The organism is Ureibacillus xyleni (genome assembly GCF_900217795.1).
Taxonomy (GTDB): domain Bacteria; phylum Bacillota; class Bacilli; order Bacillales_A; family Planococcaceae; genus Ureibacillus; species Ureibacillus xyleni.
The window spans coordinates 213,089-234,784 of sequence record NZ_OBMQ01000006.1; the positions used below are offsets into that span (position 1 = coordinate 213,089).

Consider the following 21,696-nt stretch of genomic DNA (forward strand, 5'->3'; position numbering starts at 1 on the left):
CGGTTGATTCGTACTGAATTACTACGGTAACTTTCAAGCGACTTCACCGAGCTTCATACACTTCATAACCTATCTTAATCCATGCATGTCGGAGTATTAGAGGAGACGTTTCAAGGCGTTACCCTATCATTCCATCTCTCGAATCATCAGTTCTCCTGATTTGCAAATTTTATTTATTTGCTAACCAGTGTCTAACCTTTTCAGTTAGAAACGGTTCGCACCACGCCCTGCGTCTGTTGCAATGATAATATCAGATACGTCTCCACGGAGTAATTGAGATTTTACAGCATTAAATTGCTTACCTGATTGTTTAATAACGGTTAATTTTAAATGTTCCGGTAACATTGGTAGGTCTTCAAGGTTCCAGGTTTTATATTTTACATCGTAATTTTCAGGGTCAGCTAATGTGACTAAGTGACCTAAAGCCCAGGTTACGATATATTGATCTCCTTCAAGAAAGCCATTTCCTTTCTTTGTACATTTCAAAACTCGAGCTATATCTCGGGCTACAGATGGTTTTTCAGCTAATACTAAGCTTTTTGCCATAATAAACATCCTTTCTCATATCCATACGATTAAATATAGCATAGCTTAAATACGGATTTAAGTTATTACCTTTTATTTTGATTTCCGGATGATTAACACATCTCTTTGTTGGGCAAGAATTTTCATAACCGTTAATTATAAAATAAATTTATTAATTCAATATCAAAATTTCGAACATTTTATTAAGGCATTGTAAATCTAATGTAAAGGTTATGTTTCAAATTCGTAAGGTTATTTACATTGGTTTCGAGATTATGAATAATAAAATCCGATACAATCGAAAGGGTGAGAGTTTACAAAATGGATTGGCAATCGATGTTATTTGAATTTCTAGGGGGATTGGGTTTATTCCTCTTTGCTATAAAATATATGGGGGATGGCTTACAGAAAGCTGCTGGAGACAGACTTCGAGAACTTATTGATAGATTTACGACAAATCCATTAATGGGGGTTCTTGTCGGGATTATTGTAACGGTATTAATTCAATCAAGTTCGGGTACGACGGTTATAGTAGTTGGTCTAGTTAGTGCAGGATTTATGTCGTTACGCCAAGCAATTGGGGTTATTATGGGGGCGAATATCGGTACAACCGTTACCGCATTTATTATTGGTTTAGACGTTGGAGCATATTCATATCCCATTATGATGTTAGGTGCGATTTTATTATTCTTCTTTAAGAAAAGTTCGATTCAAAACATTGGTCAAATTGTCTTTGGTTTCGCAGGTTTATTTATCGGTTTAGAGATGATGGGTGACGGGATGAAACCATTGCGCGAGTGGGATGCATTTATCGACATGACCGTAAGTTTTAGTGATCACCCAATTTTAGGTGTTGTGGCGGGTACAATCTTCACAGTTATCGTTCAATCATCATCAGCAACGGTCGGCATCTTACAAGAGTTATACGCCGGTGAACTAATTGAATTGGCAGGTGCACTTCCAGTCTTGTTTGGAGACAATATTGGGACAACGATAACGGCAGTATTAGCGGCATTGGCAGCATCTGTAACAGCTCGCCGTGCAGCAGCAGCACACGTCATTTTTAATTTATTGGGTTCGGTTATATTCTTACTAGCGTTACCTTTATTTGTAAACTATGTAGAGTGGATAAGCGGGATATTGGCGCTAGAAAATCGAATGCAGATTGCCTTTGCCCATGGAACATTTAATGTGGTAAATACAATTATTCAACTTCCATTCGTAGGAGCTATCGCCTTTATTGTAACAAAAATCGTACCAGGTGAAGATCGTGCAATCGAGTTTGGCGCAAAGCATTTAGATCATTCATTAATTGAACAATCCCCATCTATAGCATTAGGACAAGCTAAACAAGAAGTCGTTCGGATGGGGGAATTTGCTGTTACGGGCTTACAAGAGTCAATGCAATTCTTATTTACAAGTGACACAAAACATATTGGTATGACAGTTCAGCTGGAAGAAGCAATTAACAATTTGGACCGTGTCACAACAGATTATTTAGTTCAATTATCAAAAGAATCATTATCTAGAATAGATTCAAAATTGCATCACTCGTTACTAGAAAATATTCGTGATATTGAGCGTGTTGGAGATCACTTCGAAAACTTAGTAGAGTTAATCCAAGCACGTGATTCAAATCGGGTAAAGTTCAGTGACGAGGCAATGAATGAATTAAAAGAAATGTTCGAGTTAGTACTTGATACAGTGAGTGAAGCAATTTTAGCATTAGATAAGCAAAGTAAAGATTTTGCAAGAGAAGTATTAAGTAAAGAAGATCGAATCGATGAATTAGAACGAGTATTACGTAAACGTCATATTTACCGTCTGAATAAAGGAGAATGTTCCGGTTCCGCGGGGATTATTTATGCAGATATTATAAGTAATCTAGAACGTATCGGAGACCATGCAGTAAACATTGCAGATACTATTTTAGATGAAAATCAACAAGTAAATATGTAGTTAAAACCATAGGGCTGTCCGAAAGTAGGATAGCCCTTTTGTTAGTTAAAATTAAGTAATATCAAATCTATTATTAACTTCATGTAAATGTTATATTGATAAATAATAATGTCGAATAAAATCGAAAGGAATACTTTTATCATGGATTGGCAGACAATGATGTTCCAGTTCTTAGGTGGTTTAGGTTTATTCTTATTTGGAATAAAGTTTATGGGAGAAGGTCTGCAAAAAGCAGCAGGAGATAAACTTCGAGAAGTTTTAGATAGATTTACAACGAATCCTTTAATGGGTGTATTAGTTGGATTTATCGTAACAGTACTAATTCAATCTAGTTCTGGTACAACAGTAATAACAGTTTGGCTCGTTAGTTCGGGATTTTTGACTTTACGTCAAGCTGTTGGAGTTATCATGGGTGCGAATATTGGAACAACGGTAACCGCATTTATTATCGGATTTGATGTAAGTTCATATCCATATTTGATTATGGGGCTCGGTGCAATTTTGCTATTTTTCTTTAAAAAGAGCATCATCCAAAATATAGGGCAAATTTTATTTGGTTTTGCAGGGCTATTCATCGGTTTAGAAATAATGAGTCAAGTAATGTCAACATTAGGTAATTTACATACATTTATTGAATTAACCGTATTCTTTAGTGAACATCCATTTCTAAGTGTTGTAATAGGTATAATTTTCACTTCAATCATCCAATCTTCTTCAGCGACAATCGGGATTTTGCAAGAATTGTATGCAGAAGGGCTAATCACATTAAATGGTGCACTACCAATACTATTTGGTGATAATATAGGGACAACAATTACTGCTGTTCTTGTTTCCTTAGGTGCTTCCTTATCTGCTCGTCGTGCGGCAGCATCCCATTTATTATTTAATGTAATAGGTACAGTTATTTTCATGACAATTTTACCACTGTTTATAAATTACGTAGAGTGGATTACCGACTTGTTTAATCTAGAAAAAAAGATGCAAATTGCCTTTGCCCACGGTACGTTTAACTTAGTAAATACAATGATACAGCTACCGTTTATCGGTGCTATTGTATATATCGTAACTAAAATGGTACCTGGGGAAGATCGAGTACTAGAGTTTAGTCCCAAACATCTAGATGTATCATTAATCGAACAATCACCCTCCATAGCATTAAATCAAGTAAAGCAAGAAGTAGTGCGGATGGGGGAATTTGCAGTAAATGGCATTCAAGAATCGATGAGGTTTTTATTTACAAGTGATACCCATTACGTCGACATAACAGCGCAGCTAAAAGATGTCATCAAGAATCTAGAGCTAGCTACTACAAATTATTTGATTCAACTGTCAAAGGAATCTCTTTCACACGCCGATTCAAAATTACAATATGCATTATTAGCAAATATTCGCGATATTGTTCAAGTAGGAGATCAATTTGTTAAATTAGTGGAACTGATTCGAATACGAGAAACGAACGGTGTGAAATTTAGTGAAGAAGCGATGGGCGAGCTAGAAGTAATGTACGACCTTGTGTTAGATACAATGAGTGAGGCTATTTTATCTTTAGATAAAAATAATACAGAATTTGCAAGAGTTGTAATATCGAAAGAAAATCGAATCAAAGAACTAGAAAACGTTTTACGAACTCGCCATATTCAACGATTAGATAATGGCGAATGCCTAAGTTCTTCAGCGATTATCTACACAGAAATGATTAGTAATTTACAACAAATTGGACTTCACGCAGTAAATATTGCAAACTCCATTTTAAAGGACAATAGATACTAAAAGCTATGCGAAGAATGAATCTTTGCACAGCTTTTTTTTGGACTTTTTCGATGCAAAATAATTTGAAGTTTCTAAACAAAATGGTTGTAAATGATAAAAGAAATATTTACTATTAAATGTAAATTCGTTATATGAAATGTGGTGATTTGGTTGGTTATGATTAGCTTACTTAACGAAAATAATCTTAATGTTGAAGAACGCAGACGAGCTCTACAAAGACGGGATGCAAACGATGCTTATAAAAAGAATGCAACTTATTCCCAAAAAGTAAATCCTATGCTTCAAGCTTTAGAAGCCCTCCTCTCAGGGAAGCAAGATAAAGAATTGAATGATGAACATATCCTTGCTTTAATTGAAGAGGGGCTTGATGCTTTTGATAGTATTGAATATGAAGGAACTCCAGATGAGGGTCACCTAGGGCAATCAAATCTGGATGTGGATAATAGCAATTCTTACTTACAACATTTACAAAGTAACAAAATAGCATTAAATGAAATTCAACAGACCAAATCACAAATAGCGGCCACGAACGAAGACAATACTCCCTTCGAATATGAACGATTTAATTTTCGAACATTTGATACTTTTACAAATAGAGGGATTACTAGTAACAAACAACTTGAACTAAATCTAGAAACAATCCCTTTTGAAAAAACATACAATATTGCAATCGCGAAATATAATCATCATATGCAAATGGTTAAAAGCGGATTTACATTTAACCAGCCGAAAATTTCACTCACTGCTTAAATTACTCCTTGATCATACAAGGAGTTTATTTTTTACTATGATATAATGATGAAATGAACTGGATGTGATTTGATGAGTAAAAACAAAATTCAAAAAACAAATGCGGTCCGATTATTAGACCAACAAAAAGTGGAATACGATATAATTGAATATATAATAGAAGATAATCAATTAGACGGGGTTTCAGTTGCTTCAAAAGTAGGGCATCCCGTTTCCCATGTCTTTAAAACGTTAGTAGCTACAGCAGGTAAGGGGAAAGTCTATGTTTTTGTAATCCCAGTAGCTGAGGAGTTAAATTTAAAAACTTGTGCGAAGTTAGCAGGCGAAAAGAAAATTGAAATGCTTCATGTGAAGGAACTTCTCGCAACTACAGGTTACATTCGTGGAGGATGTTCACCGGTTGGGATGAAAAAACAGTATCCGACGTTTATTGATAATTCCGCCGAAAGTTTGGAGTATATTCTTGTGAGTGCTGGAAAAATTGGAATGCAAATGAAGCTAAAACCAATTGATTTAGTTAAAATAACACGAGGGACATTTGCGAAGTTAACAAATTAATGCTTTTTATAGAGAGAAAGAAGGCTTTAAATTGAAAAAAGTATTTATGTGGAAATGGCTATTTTACTTCGTTGGGCTCGCAATTATGTCTCTAGGCATTTCCTTAATTATTGAAGGAAAAGCATTAGGTGTAAGCCCATGGGATGTTTTACATGTTGGATTGTATAAACAAATTGGGTTATCTGTAGGTTCATGGACAATTATAACGGGTTTAATCATTGTCTCTATAACAACCATCTATTTAAAAGAATGGCCAAAGATTGCAACATGGTTAAATATGCTTTTAATTGGTAGTTTTGTAGATTTGTTTACGTGGATTTTACCGAATTCTAAAAGCCTTCCGTTAGATGTATTTTATTTCTTATCTGGGTTATTTGTTATGTCCATTGGGTGCGCGATGTATATTTCACCGAGACTAGGGGCTGGTCCACGCGATACGGTCATGATGATTTTAGTTGAGAAGTTTGGTGGCTCTATTCGAATGGCGCGTTTTTTAACCGAAACGATTGTTGCTATATTAGGCTACTTACTTGGTGGCCCTATTGGAATAGGTACGGTCATTATCGCATTATTTACAGGTTACATTATACAGCCAGCACTACCATTCTTTGAGAAATTACTAGCTAAACGAATAGCAAATGAAGAGAATGAATCGATTATTACCAATCAAAATTCTAAAGAACTCGTAAAAGAATCATAAACTTTTGCGAGTTTTAATTTTGGTTCATCGTTCGATAAAACTATACAAAGCATTTATGCTAAAATCGACTTAACATATGTGAAAGGGAGATGAGTACATGTCAAAAATTTTAGATTCATTCCTAAATGAAAATTTACAAGACTTACGCAATCAAGGTTTATACAACGAAATTGATGCAGTAGAGGGAGCGAATGGCCCTATTATTACAATAAACGGAAAACAATTAATTAATTTATCATCAAACAACTATCTTGGCCTAGCAACGAATGAAGAACTAAAACAAGTAGCAAAAAATGCAATCGATCGATATGGTGTAGGGGCTGGGGCTGTCCGCACAATCAACGGAACAATGGACCTGCACGTAAAATTAGAAGAAAAGTTAGCAGAATTTAAAGGTACAGAAGCAGCGATTTCTTACCAATCCGGATTTAACTGTAATATGGCGGCAATTTCTGCAGTAATGGATAAAAACGATGCCATTTTATCGGACCAATTAAACCATGCCTCCATTATTGATGGTTGTCGATTATCCAAAGCAAAAATTATTGCGTACAACCATTCAGACATGGACGACCTGCGTGCAAAAGCAAAAGAAGCGACGGAATCAGGTCTATACAATAAAGTGATGGTCATTACAGATGGCGTTTTCTCAATGGATGGAGATATTGCCAAACTCCCTGAAATCGTGGAAATCGCAAAGGAATATGATTTGATTACGTACGTGGATGATGCTCATGGATCCGGCGTTACAGGGAAAGGAAAGGGCACAGTAAAACACTTTGGCCTTGAGAAGGAAATTGACTTCCAAATAGGCACACTGTCAAAAGCGATTGGCGTTGTAGGAGGATATGTTGCTGGGAAGAAAAATTTAATCGATTGGTTAAAAGTTCGCTCTCGCCCATTTTTATTCTCAACTGCTGTTACGCCAGGTGATGTAGCTGCCATTACCCACGCATTGCAAATGATTATGGATTCAACCGAGCTACATGACCAATTATGGGAAAATGGGGACTACTTAAAGGCTGGCTTAAAGAAACTAGGCTTTAACATTGGAGCTTCAGAAACGCCGATTACACCTTGTATAATTGGCGATGAAAAGCTTACTCAAACGTTTTCGCGCCGACTTGTAGAAGAAGGAGTCTACGCAAAAGCAATCGTATTCCCGACTGTACCTAAGGGAACGGGGCGTGTTCGTAACATGCCAATTGCATCCCATACAAAAGAAATGCTAGACGATGCTTTAGCAATTTACGAAAAGGTTGGGAAAGAACTAGGCATTATCTAAAAAGAACAACAAAGCCCATGACACTCTAAGTAGGAGTTGTCATGGGCTTCACTTTTAAACATGGGGATGTTTTATAGATTTGGTAACCATAAAGAAAGTGCAGGGATATACGTTAATAAAAGCAGTACAATCAGTGCAATAATTAGGAAAGGCCATAATGCTTTTACTAAATCACCGATAGAAACTTTTGTAATAGATGAAGCAATAAATAATCCTGAACCTACTGGAGGCGTTAAAATACCAATTGTTAAGTTAATACAAATGATAATACCAAAGTGAATTGGGTCTACTCCATATGTAGGTAGTAACGGCATGAAAATTGGTACTAAAATAATTAACGCAGCAATTCCATCCATGAACATACCAACTAAAAGTAAGAAAATGTTTACTAATAATAGGAATACAATTGGACTATCAGATAAGCTTACCATCCATGCAGCGATTTGTTGTGGTACTTGTTCGAATGATAACATCCAACCAAAAATATTCGCCATTGCAATAAGAATCGTAATAACTGCTGTTGTAATTACTGTTTGTGATAGAACACCCGGAATGGAAGAAACTTTTAATTCGCGATATACAAGTGATCCAACTATAATTGCAACTACACAGGCAATTGCTGCTGATTCTGTAGCAGTGAACACACCAGTTAAAATACCAGCGATAATAATTACCGGAACAGCTAATGCTGGTAACACACTTACGAAGGAACTAATCATCTCTTTAAAAGTTGCCTTTGGTTGTACAGGCCATTGTGCTTTCATTCCAATAAAGGCAATGATACAAATGAAAGAAAAACTGAGTAATATTCCGGGAATTACGCCGGCCAGAAACATATCACCAATTGAAGCTCCAGAACCAACTCCATAAATGATAAACATCATACTTGGTGGAATAATCGGACCTAAAAGGCCAGCAGCAGCAGTTGTTGCCGTACTAAATGGTTTTGAGTATCCTGCCTTTTCCATCTCAGGTACCATCGTGCGGCTCATCATGGCAATTTGGGCTGTTGCAGAACCGATAATGGCAGCTAACATCGTGTTAGCAATAACGTTTACATAAGCTAAACCACCGCGATAGTGGCCAAAAAAGGTTTTAGCGACGTTTACTAAACGTTTTGTAATACCACCTGAGTTCATTAATTCCCCAGCTAACATGAAAAGTGGAATGGCAAGTAGTCCGTAGTTTTCCATCCCAGAATATAAACGTTGAGGGACGGTTAATACTAGTCCTAAATTATCTGTAGCAAATATGTAGATAACCGTAGTCATTCCTAATACATAGGCGATTGGCACACCTAAAAGTAGCAATATTGCAAATGAAATCAATGCGATTGTCACGATAGGTCACCTGCCTCATCGACTGCCTTGAAAGAAAGTAGAACGTTATTTAATACATGGATTACCATAAAGACGAAACTAACTGGAATACTTAGGTAGAAATATAATTTTGGCATATTCATTGCAGTTGAAGTTTGAATCATAATGTTTGGCATGTTGATCCATTGGAAGGCTAAATATAGTACATAGCCGATAAATACTAGTAATATGAAATTACTTAAAGCAAGCACAATTTTTTTTGCTTTTTGTGGTAGTAAATCTGTAACGATTGTAATAGAAGGGGATGCATTTTGTTTAAGCCCCATGCTACCACCGATAAAGGTAATCCATATTAAGCAAAAAATCGCTAATTCATCTGACCAAAATAATGGGGACTTTAAAGTACGGAACAAAACCCCAGCAGCTAACGAAACGAGCAACACTGTAGCAAGAAGGATAGCTAACACTTTTTCAATGCTAAATACAATGTCGCTTAGTTTATTTATACCTTTCAAATTTACACCTTCTATCGTAAAAAATTGGGAAACTCTCCTCAAAGGAATAAACGGGACTTCTCAGCTAATCGTGAGAAAGTCCCATTTTCTAATTGTTACTAACCTGTAAAAATAAATTATTTACTTTCAACTGTTTCAATAAATGATTTTACAATTTCAGATTTCTCTGAGAATTCTTTTTTTACTTCATCTGAAACAGCTTGGAATGGTGCAGTATCAATAGTTTCTAATACTTCAACCCCAGCTTCTTTAAGTGTTTCTAAGTTTGCTTTTTCACGAGCAACGGCTTCTTGTACTCCCCAATCGACTGCAGTTTTCATCGCTTGTTTTACGATTTCTTGATCTTCTGCAGGTAATTGATCATAAATAGCTTGGCTCATAACAATTACTGTTGGGAAAGTCGTTTGATTTGTTAAAGTTAAATATTTTGCATTTTCGTAATACTTTTCAGTTACTAAAGCATCTAAGTCAATATCAATACCATCAATTACACCAGTTTGTAATGAAGTATATACTTCTGATAATGGCATAGCTGTTGGACCAGCACCAACTTTTTCCCAGTAAGATTGCATTGATGGGCTACCAATGATACGGATTTTTTTACCTTTTAAATCTTCAGGTGTTTTTGCAAAACCATCTTTCATAAGAACATGACGGTTACCAGCAAACATAAAGTCAAGACCTAATAAACCTTGAGAGCTTAATGTATCTAACATTTGTTTTGCTTCTTCAGAATCGCGCATTGCAACAGCTTCGTCTAAGTTGTTAAATAGGTACGGCATGAACCAAGCGTTTAATGAATCTTCACGAGTACTCATATATGCGTTTGTCATGAAACCAAAGTCAACAGCGCCAGTTTCAATTTGTTGTACCATATCTGCCTCGGCCCCTAATTGAGAAGCAGGGAAGATTTGAACTTTTAAACGTCCGTCTGAAAGTTTCTCTAATTCTTCACCGAATTTAATCGCTGTAGCATTCCAAACGTGGGATTCTTGTACAACGTGTGCAATTTTAAATGTACGGCTTTCACCGCTTGAAGCTTCATCAGAAGATGCTGGAGCTGTAGTGTCGCTCTCTTTTTCTCCGCCTCCACATGCAGCAAGTACCACTGCAAGAGCAGCCATAATTAACATGAACAAATACTTCTTAAGTTTCACCTTTGAAGTCCCCCTTGTTATTATCTTTTTTATATATAAAGACTACTAGGTTTTAAATGAACCAAAACTATGTATTTAGGTATTTGATCCTTTGTAGTCGATATACCAAGATTAATAGAGCAATTTCGCGAATAATGTAATTAGCTGAAATATTCTATTATTTTGTGTAAAACGTTTACATTTTCAAATTTTTAAAATTCTCTTAATAGTGAACTTATTACACTTATACTATAAAAAGGTGAGGTTTGTGTCAATTACCTGAAGTGAAAAAATTATCAGAAAGATAACTCTTTTATAAAAAAAGTGTTTAAATAAGCATAAAAATGTAATAAATTAGCGAAATAAACTAATATCCATAATAATTCTTTAAGTTTTTTCTTATAAAATCGCCATAAAATTTAAAGTTCTGACTTTTTAAATTAAATAAATGCAAATGTAGCAGATAATTACTTAATTATGTTAGACAAATATTAATTAGTAAAAATAATATCTTGAACATCAAAAGAAATCATATGAATTATATACTGAAAAGCAAGAGCGTAAAGGCAGATAAGTAATAGATTTTTATATATTTTCCGTATAAGAGGGATGAGGAGGGTTTTTCAAATTACTATATTAATATAAATCTACATTCAATTTTTCCAATTAATAAAAAAAGGATTAATTAAACATGAAATTAAACCACCTGAAAGAGACAGGTGGTTTGTGAGGTTCTAGCGCGTGCCGAGCTAAACAAGTGATTACGCTTTTCTTATCGGAAGTCCGCTTTGAATTCGCCAGTTACTTTTTGGTGACCGTTGTTTTCTTCTAATAATTGTTCTTGTTCTAAGTCGAAACGATCCATAATAGGTAGGTCGTTTACTGAGAATAGGTAAGAATCTTCTGATGCCACATGCTCATACCAAGCCCAGTTTGGTACTACGAAGTAATCGCCTTTTTTCCAATCGAAACGAACGCCATTGATTACTGAATAACCAGAACCTTGATGCACTTGGTAAACAGTAGAGTGAGTATGACGTAAAGCTTTTGTATGGAAGTCCTTTGGTAAATGTTGCATACGAGTTCCTAATGTAGGGTTTGCAGATTTACCAGTAGATGGGTTGATATATTCAACAGTGAAACCATGATGTGGGTTTGGATCGAATTCCATTAAACCTTTAATACCTTCCACAGTACGAGCCCATTTATAGTTTGCAAGAGGTGCCACAGTAAATTTATCATCGCCTAATGGACGAACCATACCACCACGGTAACGTTTTTCTGTAAAGTTATCTGGAATATTTGGTTCTTCTAAACCACCTTCATATGGATCGAAGAATGTACCACCAATTGCGTAAACAGTCGGAATATCTAGAGCATCCATCCAAATCATTGGCTCAGTTCCAATATGTTCATGACCATGCCATAAACCTTTTGGCGTGATTAAGAAATCCCCTTCTTCCATGAAAATACGTTGGCCCTGTACGATTGTATAAGCACCAGTACCTTCAGAAATGAAGCGCATTGCATTTTGAGAGTGACGGTGAGAAGGTGCTTTCTCGCCTGGTAATAGCATCTGAACTGCAGCATAAATTGTTTGAGTAGTTGAAGCCCAGCCCCATGGTTGGCGGTATGTTAAACCTGGGTTTTGGAAGTAAATTGCGCGGCGTTCTCCACCACGTTCTGGTGTAAAGATTTGTGCCGCTTCACCCATTTTCTTTTTAATTAACTCATCGCTCCAAAGGTAAGCTTGTGCTTGAGGTTTTGGCGTATGGTTCATAATTTCAGGAATAGCTTCCCAAAGAGGTCCTAAGTTATACTGCTGAATATCTTTCGTGAAATCGGTTACAATTGTACTTTTCATAAACTCTTTAACTTCTTGACTTACTTCTGCCATTTTGCATTCCCCTTTACTATTAATAGTTTTATAGAGAAAAGGGGGGAGTAGTGCTCATCACTACTCAAACCCTTTCTAAAAACCCAATTATTTACTTGCAACTGCCTCTGTAGCTTTAACTGTATTTTCTAATACACCAATTTGGTCGATTTCGATTGTTACAACGTCTCCGTCTTTTAAGAATGTTGGAGGATCCATTGCAACACCAACACCACCAGGAGTACCTGTTAACACAACATCACCTGGTTCAAGAGTCATTAAGTTTGATAGGAATGATACTAATTTAGGTACAGAGAAAACTAAGTCTTCTGTGTTTGTATCTTGGCGAACTTCACCATTTACTTTTAATACCATAGATAAACCAGATGGATTTGTTAGCTCGTCAGAAGTTACTAAATATGGACCCATTGGAGCAGAACCATCTACAGTTTTACCTTGTAGCCATTGTAATGTACGACGTTGAATATCACGGTATGTTACGTCATTTGTAATTGTATAACCTGCTACATAGTCAAGTGCATCTTCTTCAGATACGTTACGAGCTTGTTTACCTACAACAAATGTAAACTCTGCTTCGTAGTCTAGTTGATCCGAAATAGGGTAGAAAGGAATATCATCTTGTGGCCCTAAAATTGTGTTTGCAAATTTAGCAAAGATTACTGGGTTAGAAGGGATTTCACGACCCATTTCTTGAATATGTTTACGGAAGTTGTGACCAACACAGATAATTTTACCTGGTTTGATTACTGGAGCTTCTACTTTTACATCTGCAAGTTCATGAACTAACTTTTTGTCAAAGCTTTCTGGATTTGCTAGAGCAAACTCGATTGCACCGTTTGCTAATGCAATACTTTCTTTACCGCCTTGATATAATTCATCCGTATTGTTTGGCACAAATGCAGCTGCGATTTGTTCATAACGGTATTTACCTTCTGCTTTTAATTGTGCTTGGTATGCATAGTTTAAGTCGATTACTTGGTTCTCAACAATTGCACCAGCACGTGTATGTCCATCTTTAGTAAAGTTAATAAGTTTCATTGTTTACCTCCTGATATTTCACCAATGATGAAAGTAGTTCACTATTTATAAAAAGATTAATAGCTTTTTAGAAGAATGTCAATATTATTTGTATTCAGAAAATAAATCGCACTTTGCAAAAAGAAAAAGCATTAAGTTTAGTAAACTTAATGCTTTCATAGCTCTTTATGGATCTAATAATGATAGAAATGGGGATAGGAATGTTATTTTCCTTTGCTAAAACGCTTTTAATAAGCTAGCTCAACTTAAGTAAATATTTATTTAGAGTAACCGTAAAATTCAGAGATTTCTTTTGCAATCTCCATAACAAATTGACCAGTTGGATCATCTAAAGTTTTTGGTACTGTCTCTGTAATTCCTACTATTGTAATAGCCCCTAATAATTCCTCATTGAAATTTAAAATCGGAACACTAAATGAAGAAACATGTGTTACTAATGGTTCTTTTTTAGTAGCAAAACGTAATTGTTTTGTTTTCTCTTTCTCTTCATTAAACTTTTCTATCTCATCTTTGCTAAACTTCATTAGCTCCTCTAACTCCCACTCTTTCATAATCGAGTTTTTCTCAAAGGTAGAGAATACGATTCCAGTGGAGCAGTTAAGAGGTAAGTGTGTTCCCATCTGCGCCCCTATATTAATTCCATATTCAGCACTACTTGAAATATATGAAATTAACGGACCTTGTATAGATGGAACGGCTAGCAATACAGTTAAGTTTGTTCTTTCGTTAATTTTTTTGAAATGAGGAATCACCATTTCAATTAAAGAAGTATGACCCAATGCAACACTGCCTAACTGCACTAATTTATGACCAAGTGTATATGTATTTGTATGCGGATTACGGTATATCATTCCGAATTGACTTAAAGTGGACAAATACTTGTATAAGTTACTTTTCGTCATCGATGTTAAATTTTGTATGTCTGTAAATTTAAGTGGTTCTTTTTCTTTTGCTAAAATCTCCAGGATATTCAACCCAATCTGTAAGGATTGAATAACAGAAGTTTTATTTTCAGTTGTCATTTTACTCACCCTATTTTCATGATAGTGGATATTATAGCAAAAATATATGATTGAAAGAAATTTCTAAATTTTTAAATTTTGTATTGACGAAATATTATGAAATGATATAAAGTTTTCATATAAAGAGAACGCGGTTCTCTATTTGTGGAATATAAAAATTAGGGGGCATAAAATATGACGAATGTAAGCGATATCATCGTAGTTGGTGGAGGAATTGGTGGTTTAGCAGCAGCTTTAGCTATCACAAATGAAACAGGTAAATCAGTAGCGGTATTCGAGCAGGCACCGGAATTTGGTGAAGTTGGTGCAGGTCTTCAGTTAGCACCAAACGCTTTAGAAGTTTTAGAACGCTTAGGTGTTAAAGATGCCGTTTTAAAACATGCAGTTTTACCAAAACGCTTAGTTTTAAAAGATGTGTATACAGCTGAAGAAGTGGCAACTCTTGACTTAGGTGAAGGATTCCAAAAAGAATTCGGTCAACCATATGTTGTATTACACCGTTCAGATTTACACCGTGTTCTTTATGAAGCATGTCAAGCAAAAGGGAACATCCAATTCTTTACGAACCAACAAATCCAAACTGCTGAACAAGAAGGCGACACAGTAACAATCATCAACCAAAATGGTGAAAAATTCACTGCTGAAGCTGTTATTGGTGCGGATGGAGTTAAATCTAACTTACGTAAATTATTAATTGAAGATTCACCGGTAAACTCTTCTTATGTAGCATACCGTGGAACTCTTCCTATTGAAGAAATCGCAGAAGACAAAAACTTTGATTTAGATGATGTAATTATGTGGATTGGTCCAAACCTACACTTAGTTCAATATCCAGTACGTCGAGGTGAGCTTTACAACCAAGTAGTAGTATTCAAATCTTATGACTCAACAGTAGAAGATTGGGGTACGCCAGAAGAGTTAACTCGTCGTTTCGAAGGCAGTCATCCAAAAGTACAAAACGCATTAAAATTCATTAACCGTACATTCCGTTGGCAAATGTATGACCGCAATCCAATTGAAAACTGGACAACTGGTAACATTACGTTATTAGGGGATGCTGGTCACGCAATGCTTCAATATTTAGCTCAAGGTGGCGTTCAAGCATTTGAAGATGCTTTTGTATTAGGTGAAAAATTAAAAGAACACGATACTTATGAAGAAGCATTCAAAGCTTACCAAGAAATTCGTATCCCACGTTCTGCAATGGTACAAACAACTGCACGTAAATGGGGAGAAATTATCCATGCGGAAGACCCAATTACAATTGCACTTCGTAACCACATCTTTGAAAAGCATCAACCTACAGATTATAACGTGGTTGACTTCCTATATGGCTGGTTCAACAAAAACTATCAACGTGTAAATAAATAATTTTTTATACGCAAAAATGCGTTAGAGATAAACTCTAGCGCATTTTATTCTTGTTGATGTTCTTTATAACCATATATTCGGGACATTTCTTTACTTATCTCAATTACTTGTTGAACAAGTTCAGAGGAAGCGTCTTTTGGAATTTCTTCAGTAAAGCCGATGATAACGATAGTTGCGATAAGTTCTTTTCTATAGTTTAGAATAGGTAAACTCCAAGAGGAAACATGTTTAACAAGGGGTTCTTTAGCGAAAGCGGAATGGGATTGCCGAATTTGCGTAAGTTCTTGTTGAAAATCTTCATCTGATAAAGTTGGGTAGTTCATTTTTTCTATTTCAACCCAATTTCGAATTTCATCATTCTTTGCATAGGCAGCGAACATTTTTCCTGCAGCGGATAGTAATGGAAGCTTTGTACCAATTTGAGCACCAATGTTTAAACCGTAATTGGTATTCCAAATGTTCGTAATAACTGGGGTATCGTTTACCCATACAGCCAAGGCGGTAGTTAAGTTTGTTAAATTGCTGATTTCTTTAAAATATGGAGTTAACATTGTAATAAAGTCATTATTTTTCATTGCTGAATTGCCGTATTCAAGGAATTTATAGCCTAATGAATATTGACCTTGTTTATCTCGGTATAATAGGTCCATCTGTGAAAGAGTATTTAAATATTTATATAAGTTACTTTTCGAGATTCCAGAGAGTTCTTGTATTTCGGTAAATTTTAGCGGTAAGTCACTTTGTGCAACGATATCAATGATGCTGAACGCATGTAAAAGTGATCCGATAGTAGTGGGAGATTTACTCATTCATTTATAATCCTTTCTAAATATGTATTAATTTCTATAATATAATATAAATTTCTTAATAGGAATATATTATAATATATAAATATAGTGAAAAGAATTCACTAATAGTAGTTTTGAGGAGGCGTAAAACATGACAACAGCAATACTTAGTAAAGAGGTAGCAGATTTTAAAAAAGGTATTGAAGATATTGTAGAAGTTTTGAAAAATACTGATGAGAAAACGCTTTATGTTAAACCATCAGACACAGAATGGTCAGCAATGCAAGTCGTTTCTCATATTTTAGAAGCAGTAGAATTCTGGGTAGCAGATTTAGAAGCTTTATTAATCGTTCCAGGGGCAAAATGGGGACGTAACCATGAACATGTACGCCGTTTAGCTGCTGTAGAAGAAAGTGTTGTAGCCCAATTAAGCAAAGAGGGTGCAATAGCGGCTATCCAAAATCTCGTACCAAAAGTTGAGGCTGCTTTAGCGAAAGTGAATGAAGAAGACTTGGCAAAAACTGCACCAAGCTATAATCCAAACTTTGATGGTAAACCTTTATCATTCCTGATCGACCATTTAATCGTAAAACACGTTGTTGGTCATTATGGTCAAATCGTTCGTCATTTAAAGAAGGTCCAATAAATAATCGCGTACCGGGTACACGAACAATTCTGAAAATTTCGAATTGGATGTGTACCCGGTACCTTTTTTAGGCTGTTTACATAAAAATAAGGGTACTAACCTATGGAAGGATGAGGTCTTGAACGGGCAAGTAACTTATTTTTATGGGCGTGCATTGACAGGGCAAGGCGTTAAGCATTTGTATACAGATATAATTAACAATGAAGCAAAAATGGTTTATCTTTTGCAAGGATCATCGGGCTTTAAAGTGCCTGAACTATTAAAAGAACTCGGGGCACATTACAGTAAGCAAGGAGCAGACGTTGAATACTTCCTTGATCCATTATTTGAAAATACTTACGAAGCATTATTTGTAAAAGAACCCCATCATACTCTTTTTCTGCAAGGAATTAGTTTTCCCAATGACTTAAATATTACCTATCCTCGAATAAAAGTGATTCCATTAAATGAATGTGTGGATGTTCAAAAGTTTTTAGATAATGGGGAACTACTACTTCAGTTAAATCAAACAAAAGAAAACTACCACAATAAAAGTTTTGAAGCGTTAGCGAATGCCATTTCAATACATGACGATTGGGAAGTAGAAACAAGACGTTATATGGATTGGAATGGTTTAAATCAACAGACAGATGAGCTATTTAAAGATTTATTTGGTTCGGCATTTCAGTTAAAAAAGGGAAAACGCACTCATCGATTACTTGGGACATTAACCCCAGAAGGCGCTCGCGATACACTACAAAGCATTACAAAAAATCTTGAACGACGACTCTTTATTAAAGGCTATCCGGGAACAGGGAAATCTTCTATGATGAAAAAGCTGGCAAATGAAGCAGAGGCTAAAGGATATGATGTGCAATTAGTGTGGTGTGGCCTTGATTCCAACTCCATTGATATGGTGATTATTCCTGAGTTAAAGTTTTGTATTTTTGATAGTACCGAGCCCCATGTATATTATCCTGATGAAAATCGACCAGGAGACGAAATTTTCGATATTGCCAAACACTGTCACCCAACTGAGGTTGAAGAAAAAAATATTAGTGATATCGTAATCAAATATAAATCAGCCATTTCAGACGCAATACGATATGCGAAATTGTATGCAGAAGCTGAACGAAAAATCCGTGAAATACATGATAGTGCGATAGACGTAAAAGAATTTGAAAAGCGTACTGCTGGATTGTTTATATAAGTCGAATAAAAAGCGAGTTCACCTTAAAATCGGAACTCGCTTTTTTATACTATAAAATTGAAGCAGGTTCAGCTTTGAATAAACCGAGTTTTTCAATCCGCATAATCGCTTCCTTCATACGTTCCTCACTTACTAACAAGCCTACCCGTACATAGCCTTCTCCATATTCGCCAAAGCCATTACCAGCAGCTACGGCAACATTCGCTTTCTCGAGCAATATGTTCGTAAATTCTTCACTTGTAAATCCTTTTGGCACTTTCAACCATGCAAAGAATGAACCCTTTGGAGATTGAACGTCCCAGCCAATACGACGAGCTTCTTCGATTAACACATTGCGTCGACTTTCATAAATAGCACGTTGCTCTTCCACACATGATTGATCTCCGTTTAATGCGCAAGCTGCAGCATGTTGAACAGCAGGGAATATGCTGCAGAAGAGATGATCTTGAATTAAGTTAATTGCTGCAATAATACCCTTGTTGCCAACTGCAAAACCTACACGCCATCCAGCCATATTATACGTTTTTGATAAAGTGTAAAACTCAATGCCGACTTCTTTTGCCCCCTCAGCTTGCAAGAAACTCACAGGGCGAACCTCATCAAACCCAAGAGCGCCATATGCAAAGTCATGTACTACTGCTATGTCATTTTCTTTTGCAAAGGCTACTGTATCCTCAAAAAATGAAAGGTCCGCAGTTCCACCAGTAGGATTATTTGGATAGTTTAAATACATTAATTTTGCTCGTTCTTTTACTTCAGGGCTCAATGCATTGTAATCTGGTAAAAAATCATTTTCTTCTATTAAAGGGAAAGTATCATAATGTACGTCGCCTAACACAGCCCCTGAAATATAATCTGGGTAGCCAGGGTCAGGTAGAAGCATATAATCACCTGGGTTTAAAATTGCCATTGGAAGTTCGACTAATCCTGTTTTTGCTCCACCAAGAATGGCTACTTCTGTATTTGGATCAATATCAACATCGTATTCACGCTTATAAAAGTTTGCGGCTGCTTCCTTTAGTTCTTGAATACCGTGAAAAGGCGAATATTTATGACTTTGTGGATCTTCAGCTGTGGATTGAAGAGCTTTAATGATATGGGCAGGGGTTGGTCTGTCAGGATTTCCTTGTCCGAGATTGATAATGTCGCGACCTTCTGCAATCGCGGCGTTCACCCTTTGTGCAAGGGCAGCGAAAAATTGAGTAGGAAGCTTTTGAAGTTTCGTTGATTGTTTCATATACATACCTCATTTAGATTAGTGGTTTTCTATACTTTCTATTAAATTCAGAATATAATTACAATTATGTAGGAATGATAGACCTTTTCACAAGTATTGTCTAGGGGGTATTAGGATGAAAATTGGATGTATTCAAATGAATGTTGGATTTGGAAAAGTGGAAGAAAATTTCGAGAGGGCAGAAAGTTTAATTCGAGAAGCGGCAGGTAAGGGAGCGGAAATCGTTGTACTTCCTGAAATGTGGAATACAGGTTATGCGTTAGAAAAGTTACCAGACCTTGCAGACCATCAAGGTGAGCGCACGAAAGCATTCTTACAAAAATTATCGAGTGAACTAAATTTACATATTGTAGGTGGGTCAGTTGCAACAGAACGAGACGGCAAATTTTACAATACAATGTATGTGTACAATCGTGACGGCGGACTTGTGAGCGAGTATAGTAAGGTTCATTTGTTCCGACTCATGGATGAAGAAAAATACTTAGAAGCAGGGGATAGTATGAATCGTTTTGCATTGGGAGAGATCGAAGCAGGGGGTGTCATTTGTTATGATATCCGTTTCCCTGAATGGCTTCGTGCCCACGCATTAGCTGGAGCAAATGTATTATTCGTTTCTGCACAATGGCCAACACCGCGCATTGATCATTGGAAAACGTTATTGCAAGCTCGTGCTATTGAAAATCAATGCTTCGTTATCGCAGTAAACCGAATTTCACGTAATCCTGATAACTTCAACGGTCAATCGATGGTCATTGAGCCGTGGGGTGAAGTGTTATGGGTAGGCGCGGAAGATGAGGAACTAGCCATCATTGATGTAGACTTTTCAAAAGTGGAAGAAGTGCGCGGTCGAATTCCTGTTTATGATGATCGCCGTCCTTCCCTCTATGCAGGTGTTGTAGAGGAAGAATAAGTTTTTCGATAGATATATAATAGAAGAAACGTGAATATTGCTGCTATAACTCAAATTTTACAAAATATTCACAAAATTAATAGCAACAATTGATAATCTTTCACATACTCTATTAACAAGACTCTCTGGGGCTGCAAAAAGCGGCTTTGGGGGGTTTTTGTTTGTATACTATATTATGATAAAATGTAAAATATAGTAAATTTATAGGGGTGAAAGTTATGTTTAATAAGTTGGTAAGTGTGGCAAAGAATCTAATGAATTTACCAGTGAAGAAGTCATCCTTTGCAATTTATAAAGAGGAAACGGGAAATGGCTTATTATCAACCATCTATAATAAAGGAAATTATGGTGAATTTTTATCTTATAAGGAACTCGCGACTCTTCCGGGCTATCATCGTGCATTGTTTAACATATACCTTCCAAAAGGAGAAAAAACGACAGAGATTGATTTAGTTTACATACATGAAACGGGGATCTACGTTATTGAGTCGAAAAATTATAGCGGCTGGATTTTTGGAGACGAAAAGAATCGAAGTTGGACCCAAACAATGCCGAATGGTAAAAAGTATCAATTTTACAATCCCATTTGGCAAAATCATGGACATGTTCGAGCATTGCAAGGATTACTACCCTCCATTTCGAAGGACCATTATCAATCGCTCATCGTTTTTAGCGAAAGATGCACACTAAAAAAAGTAAATTATGACTCACCCCATACATATGTGGTAAATCGGTATGATTTGAAGAAGGTACTGTCTAAACAAATGGAAAACTCGCTAAATGTTTTGGAGCGTGATCAAATAGATAAAGTTTATAATTTTCTTTCACAATATTCGAAGGTGGATAATACTATTAAATCTCAACATGTTCAAAATTTAAAAGAGAAGTAATCTATACCCGACATATCAAAAAATAAGTGCATTGTTCATTTTTTTGCACTTAACTTTGATTAAGTCGGGTCTTTATTATCCAAAGCTCTATTTTTGGAAGATCCCAAACTCACAATCTCCCTGAACCCCTTCTTTTTCCCAAATCTGGCTATTTCCATTTCCTATCACTTTGCTACAATTACTCTAGTTTC

The 21,696-nt window shown here is 36.0% G+C and carries 19 protein-coding genes and 1 pseudogene; 11 read left to right on the forward strand and 9 right to left on the reverse strand.

Features of this window, described 5'->3' with window-relative positions; genetic code table 11:
• Window positions 1–222: 222 nt before the first annotated feature.
• Window positions 223–546, reverse strand: a pseudogene (locus CRO00_RS10955) (toprim domain-containing protein); the annotation flags it as partial.
• A 300-nt stretch (window positions 547–846) separates the two neighbouring features.
• On the opposite strand from CRO00_RS10955, the gene CRO00_RS10960 reads away from it, so the two are divergent.
• The 6 genes from CRO00_RS10960 (at window position 847) to CRO00_RS10985 (ending at window position 7,547) form a co-directional block, all read left to right on the forward strand.
• Window positions 847–2,484 carry a Na/Pi cotransporter family protein gene (locus CRO00_RS10960; RefSeq protein ID WP_237658386.1) on the forward strand — a complete coding sequence of 546 codons (1,638 nt, stop codon included), beginning with the start codon at window positions 847–849 and terminating at the stop codon, window positions 2,482–2,484.
• 141 nt (window positions 2,485–2,625) lie between these two features.
• Window positions 2,626–4,254 (forward strand): Na/Pi cotransporter family protein, encoded by a 1,629-nt coding sequence (locus CRO00_RS10965; RefSeq protein WP_237658387.1) that lies wholly within the window; start codon window positions 2,626–2,628, stop codon window positions 4,252–4,254.
• A gap of 156 nt (window positions 4,255–4,410) precedes the next feature.
• Window positions 4,411–5,004, forward strand: a complete 594-nt coding sequence (locus CRO00_RS10970) for a hypothetical protein (RefSeq protein WP_141396960.1) — start codon at window positions 4,411–4,413, stop codon at window positions 5,002–5,004.
• A gap of 72 nt (window positions 5,005–5,076) precedes the next feature.
• Entirely contained in the window at window positions 5,077–5,562 is a 486-nt protein-coding gene (ybaK, locus tag CRO00_RS10975; protein ID WP_097073710.1) for a Cys-tRNA(Pro) deacylase, read from the forward strand.
• Window positions 5,563–5,593: 31 nt separating this feature from the next.
• Window positions 5,594–6,262, forward strand: coding sequence for a YczE/YyaS/YitT family protein (locus CRO00_RS10980; RefSeq protein ID WP_097073711.1), 669 nt, complete (start codon window positions 5,594–5,596; stop codon window positions 6,260–6,262).
• A 97-nt stretch (window positions 6,263–6,359) separates the two neighbouring features.
• Entirely contained in the window at window positions 6,360–7,547 is a 1,188-nt protein-coding gene (locus CRO00_RS10985) for a glycine C-acetyltransferase (protein ID WP_097073712.1), read from the forward strand.
• A 71-nt stretch (window positions 7,548–7,618) separates the two neighbouring features.
• On the opposite strand, the gene CRO00_RS10990 is transcribed toward CRO00_RS10985, so the two are convergent.
• The 6 genes from CRO00_RS10990 to CRO00_RS11015 all read right to left on the reverse strand — a co-directional run bounded on the left by CRO00_RS10990 (window position 7,619) and on the right by CRO00_RS11015 (window position 14,474).
• Window positions 7,619–8,887 (reverse strand): TRAP transporter large permease, encoded by a 1,269-nt coding sequence (locus CRO00_RS10990; protein WP_097073713.1) that lies wholly within the window; start codon window positions 8,885–8,887, stop codon window positions 7,619–7,621.
• Window positions 8,884–9,381 carry a TRAP transporter small permease gene (locus CRO00_RS10995; RefSeq protein ID WP_161946665.1) on the reverse strand — a complete coding sequence of 166 codons (498 nt, stop codon included), beginning with the start codon at window positions 9,379–9,381 and terminating at the stop codon, window positions 8,884–8,886. Before CRO00_RS10995 ends, CRO00_RS10990 begins: the two co-directional genes overlap by 4 nt.
• A gap of 116 nt (window positions 9,382–9,497) precedes the next feature.
• Entirely contained in the window at window positions 9,498–10,538 is a 1,041-nt protein-coding gene (locus tag CRO00_RS11000; protein WP_097073715.1) for a TRAP transporter substrate-binding protein, read from the reverse strand.
• A 751-nt stretch (window positions 10,539–11,289) separates the two neighbouring features.
• On the reverse strand, window positions 11,290–12,414 hold the full coding sequence (locus CRO00_RS11005) for a cupin domain-containing protein (RefSeq protein ID WP_097073716.1): 1,125 nt from the start codon (window positions 12,412–12,414) through the stop codon (window positions 11,290–11,292).
• An 87-nt stretch (window positions 12,415–12,501) separates the two neighbouring features.
• A complete protein-coding gene (locus tag CRO00_RS11010) occupies window positions 12,502–13,452 on the reverse strand; it encodes a fumarylacetoacetate hydrolase family protein (RefSeq protein ID WP_097073717.1) in 951 nt (316 codons plus the stop codon).
• 257 nt (window positions 13,453–13,709) lie between these two features.
• Window positions 13,710–14,474: an IclR family transcriptional regulator gene (locus CRO00_RS11015; RefSeq protein WP_097073718.1), complete on the reverse strand. Its 765-nt coding sequence runs from the start codon at window positions 14,472–14,474 to the stop codon at window positions 13,710–13,712.
• A gap of 174 nt (window positions 14,475–14,648) precedes the next feature.
• On the opposite strand from CRO00_RS11015, the gene CRO00_RS11020 reads away from it, so the two are divergent.
• Entirely contained in the window at window positions 14,649–15,845 is a 1,197-nt protein-coding gene (locus CRO00_RS11020; RefSeq protein ID WP_097073719.1) for an FAD-dependent monooxygenase, read from the forward strand.
• 44 nt (window positions 15,846–15,889) lie between these two features.
• Here CRO00_RS11020 and CRO00_RS11025 read toward each other — a convergent pair whose 3' ends face one another.
• Window positions 15,890–16,654: an IclR family transcriptional regulator gene (locus tag CRO00_RS11025; protein WP_097073720.1), complete on the reverse strand. Its 765-nt coding sequence runs from the start codon at window positions 16,652–16,654 to the stop codon at window positions 15,890–15,892.
• 130 nt (window positions 16,655–16,784) lie between these two features.
• On the opposite strand from CRO00_RS11025, the gene CRO00_RS11030 reads away from it, so the two are divergent.
• Both CRO00_RS11030 and CRO00_RS11035 read left to right on the forward strand, forming a co-directional pair.
• Window positions 16,785–17,279 (forward strand): DinB family protein, encoded by a 495-nt coding sequence (locus tag CRO00_RS11030; RefSeq protein ID WP_097073721.1) that lies wholly within the window; start codon window positions 16,785–16,787, stop codon window positions 17,277–17,279.
• 118 nt (window positions 17,280–17,397) lie between these two features.
• On the forward strand, window positions 17,398–18,468 hold the full coding sequence (locus tag CRO00_RS11035) for a nucleotide kinase (protein WP_237658388.1): 1,071 nt from the start codon (window positions 17,398–17,400) through the stop codon (window positions 18,466–18,468).
• A 49-nt stretch (window positions 18,469–18,517) separates the two neighbouring features.
• Here CRO00_RS11035 and CRO00_RS11040 read toward each other — a convergent pair whose 3' ends face one another.
• The gene (locus CRO00_RS11040) at window positions 18,518–19,705 is read right to left on the reverse strand and encodes a pyridoxal phosphate-dependent aminotransferase (protein WP_097073722.1); all 1,188 of its coding nucleotides are present in this window, start codon (window positions 19,703–19,705) and stop codon (window positions 18,518–18,520) included.
• Window positions 19,706–19,820: 115 nt separating this feature from the next.
• On the opposite strand from CRO00_RS11040, the gene CRO00_RS11045 reads away from it, so the two are divergent.
• Window positions 19,821–20,615 carry a carbon-nitrogen family hydrolase gene (locus CRO00_RS11045; protein ID WP_097073723.1) on the forward strand — a complete coding sequence of 265 codons (795 nt, stop codon included), beginning with the start codon at window positions 19,821–19,823 and terminating at the stop codon, window positions 20,613–20,615.
• Window positions 20,616–20,833: 218 nt separating this feature from the next.
• Window positions 20,834–21,505: a nuclease-related domain-containing protein gene (locus CRO00_RS11050; RefSeq protein WP_097073724.1), complete on the forward strand. Its 672-nt coding sequence runs from the start codon at window positions 20,834–20,836 to the stop codon at window positions 21,503–21,505.
• The last annotated feature ends 191 nt before the right edge of the window (window positions 21,506–21,696 follow it).

Bases quoted from the DNA above. Each gene is read 5' to 3' on its own strand.
- CRO00_RS10960 (WP_237658386.1), top strand. From the start codon at position 847: ATGGATTGGCAATCGATGTTATTTGAATTTCTAGGGGGATTGGGTTTA.
- CRO00_RS10965 (WP_237658387.1), top strand. From the start codon at position 2,626: ATGGATTGGCAGACAATGATGTTCCAGTTCTTAGGTGGTTTAGGTTTA.
- CRO00_RS10970 (WP_141396960.1), top strand. From the start codon at position 4,411: ATGATTAGCTTACTTAACGAAAATAATCTTAATGTTGAAGAACGCAGA.
- ybaK (WP_097073710.1), top strand. From the start codon at position 5,077: ATGAGTAAAAACAAAATTCAAAAAACAAATGCGGTCCGATTATTAGAC.
- CRO00_RS10985 (WP_097073712.1), top strand. From the start codon at position 6,360: ATGTCAAAAATTTTAGATTCATTCCTAAATGAAAATTTACAAGACTTA.
- CRO00_RS11005 (WP_097073716.1), bottom strand. From the start codon at position 12,414: ATGGCAGAAGTAAGTCAAGAAGTTAAAGAGTTTATGAAAAGTACAATT.
- CRO00_RS11010 (WP_097073717.1), bottom strand. From the start codon at position 13,452: ATGAAACTTATTAACTTTACTAAAGATGGACATACACGTGCTGGTGCA.
- CRO00_RS11015 (WP_097073718.1), bottom strand. From the start codon at position 14,474: ATGACAACTGAAAATAAAACTTCTGTTATTCAATCCTTACAGATTGGG.
- CRO00_RS11020 (WP_097073719.1), top strand. From the start codon at position 14,649: ATGACGAATGTAAGCGATATCATCGTAGTTGGTGGAGGAATTGGTGGT.
- CRO00_RS11025 (WP_097073720.1), bottom strand. From the start codon at position 16,654: ATGAGTAAATCTCCCACTACTATCGGATCACTTTTACATGCGTTCAGC.
- CRO00_RS11030 (WP_097073721.1), top strand. From the start codon at position 16,785: ATGACAACAGCAATACTTAGTAAAGAGGTAGCAGATTTTAAAAAAGGT.
- CRO00_RS11040 (WP_097073722.1), bottom strand. From the start codon at position 19,705: ATGAAACAATCAACGAAACTTCAAAAGCTTCCTACTCAATTTTTCGCT.
- CRO00_RS11045 (WP_097073723.1), top strand. From the start codon at position 19,821: ATGAAAATTGGATGTATTCAAATGAATGTTGGATTTGGAAAAGTGGAA.
- CRO00_RS11050 (WP_097073724.1), top strand. From the start codon at position 20,834: ATGTTTAATAAGTTGGTAAGTGTGGCAAAGAATCTAATGAATTTACCA.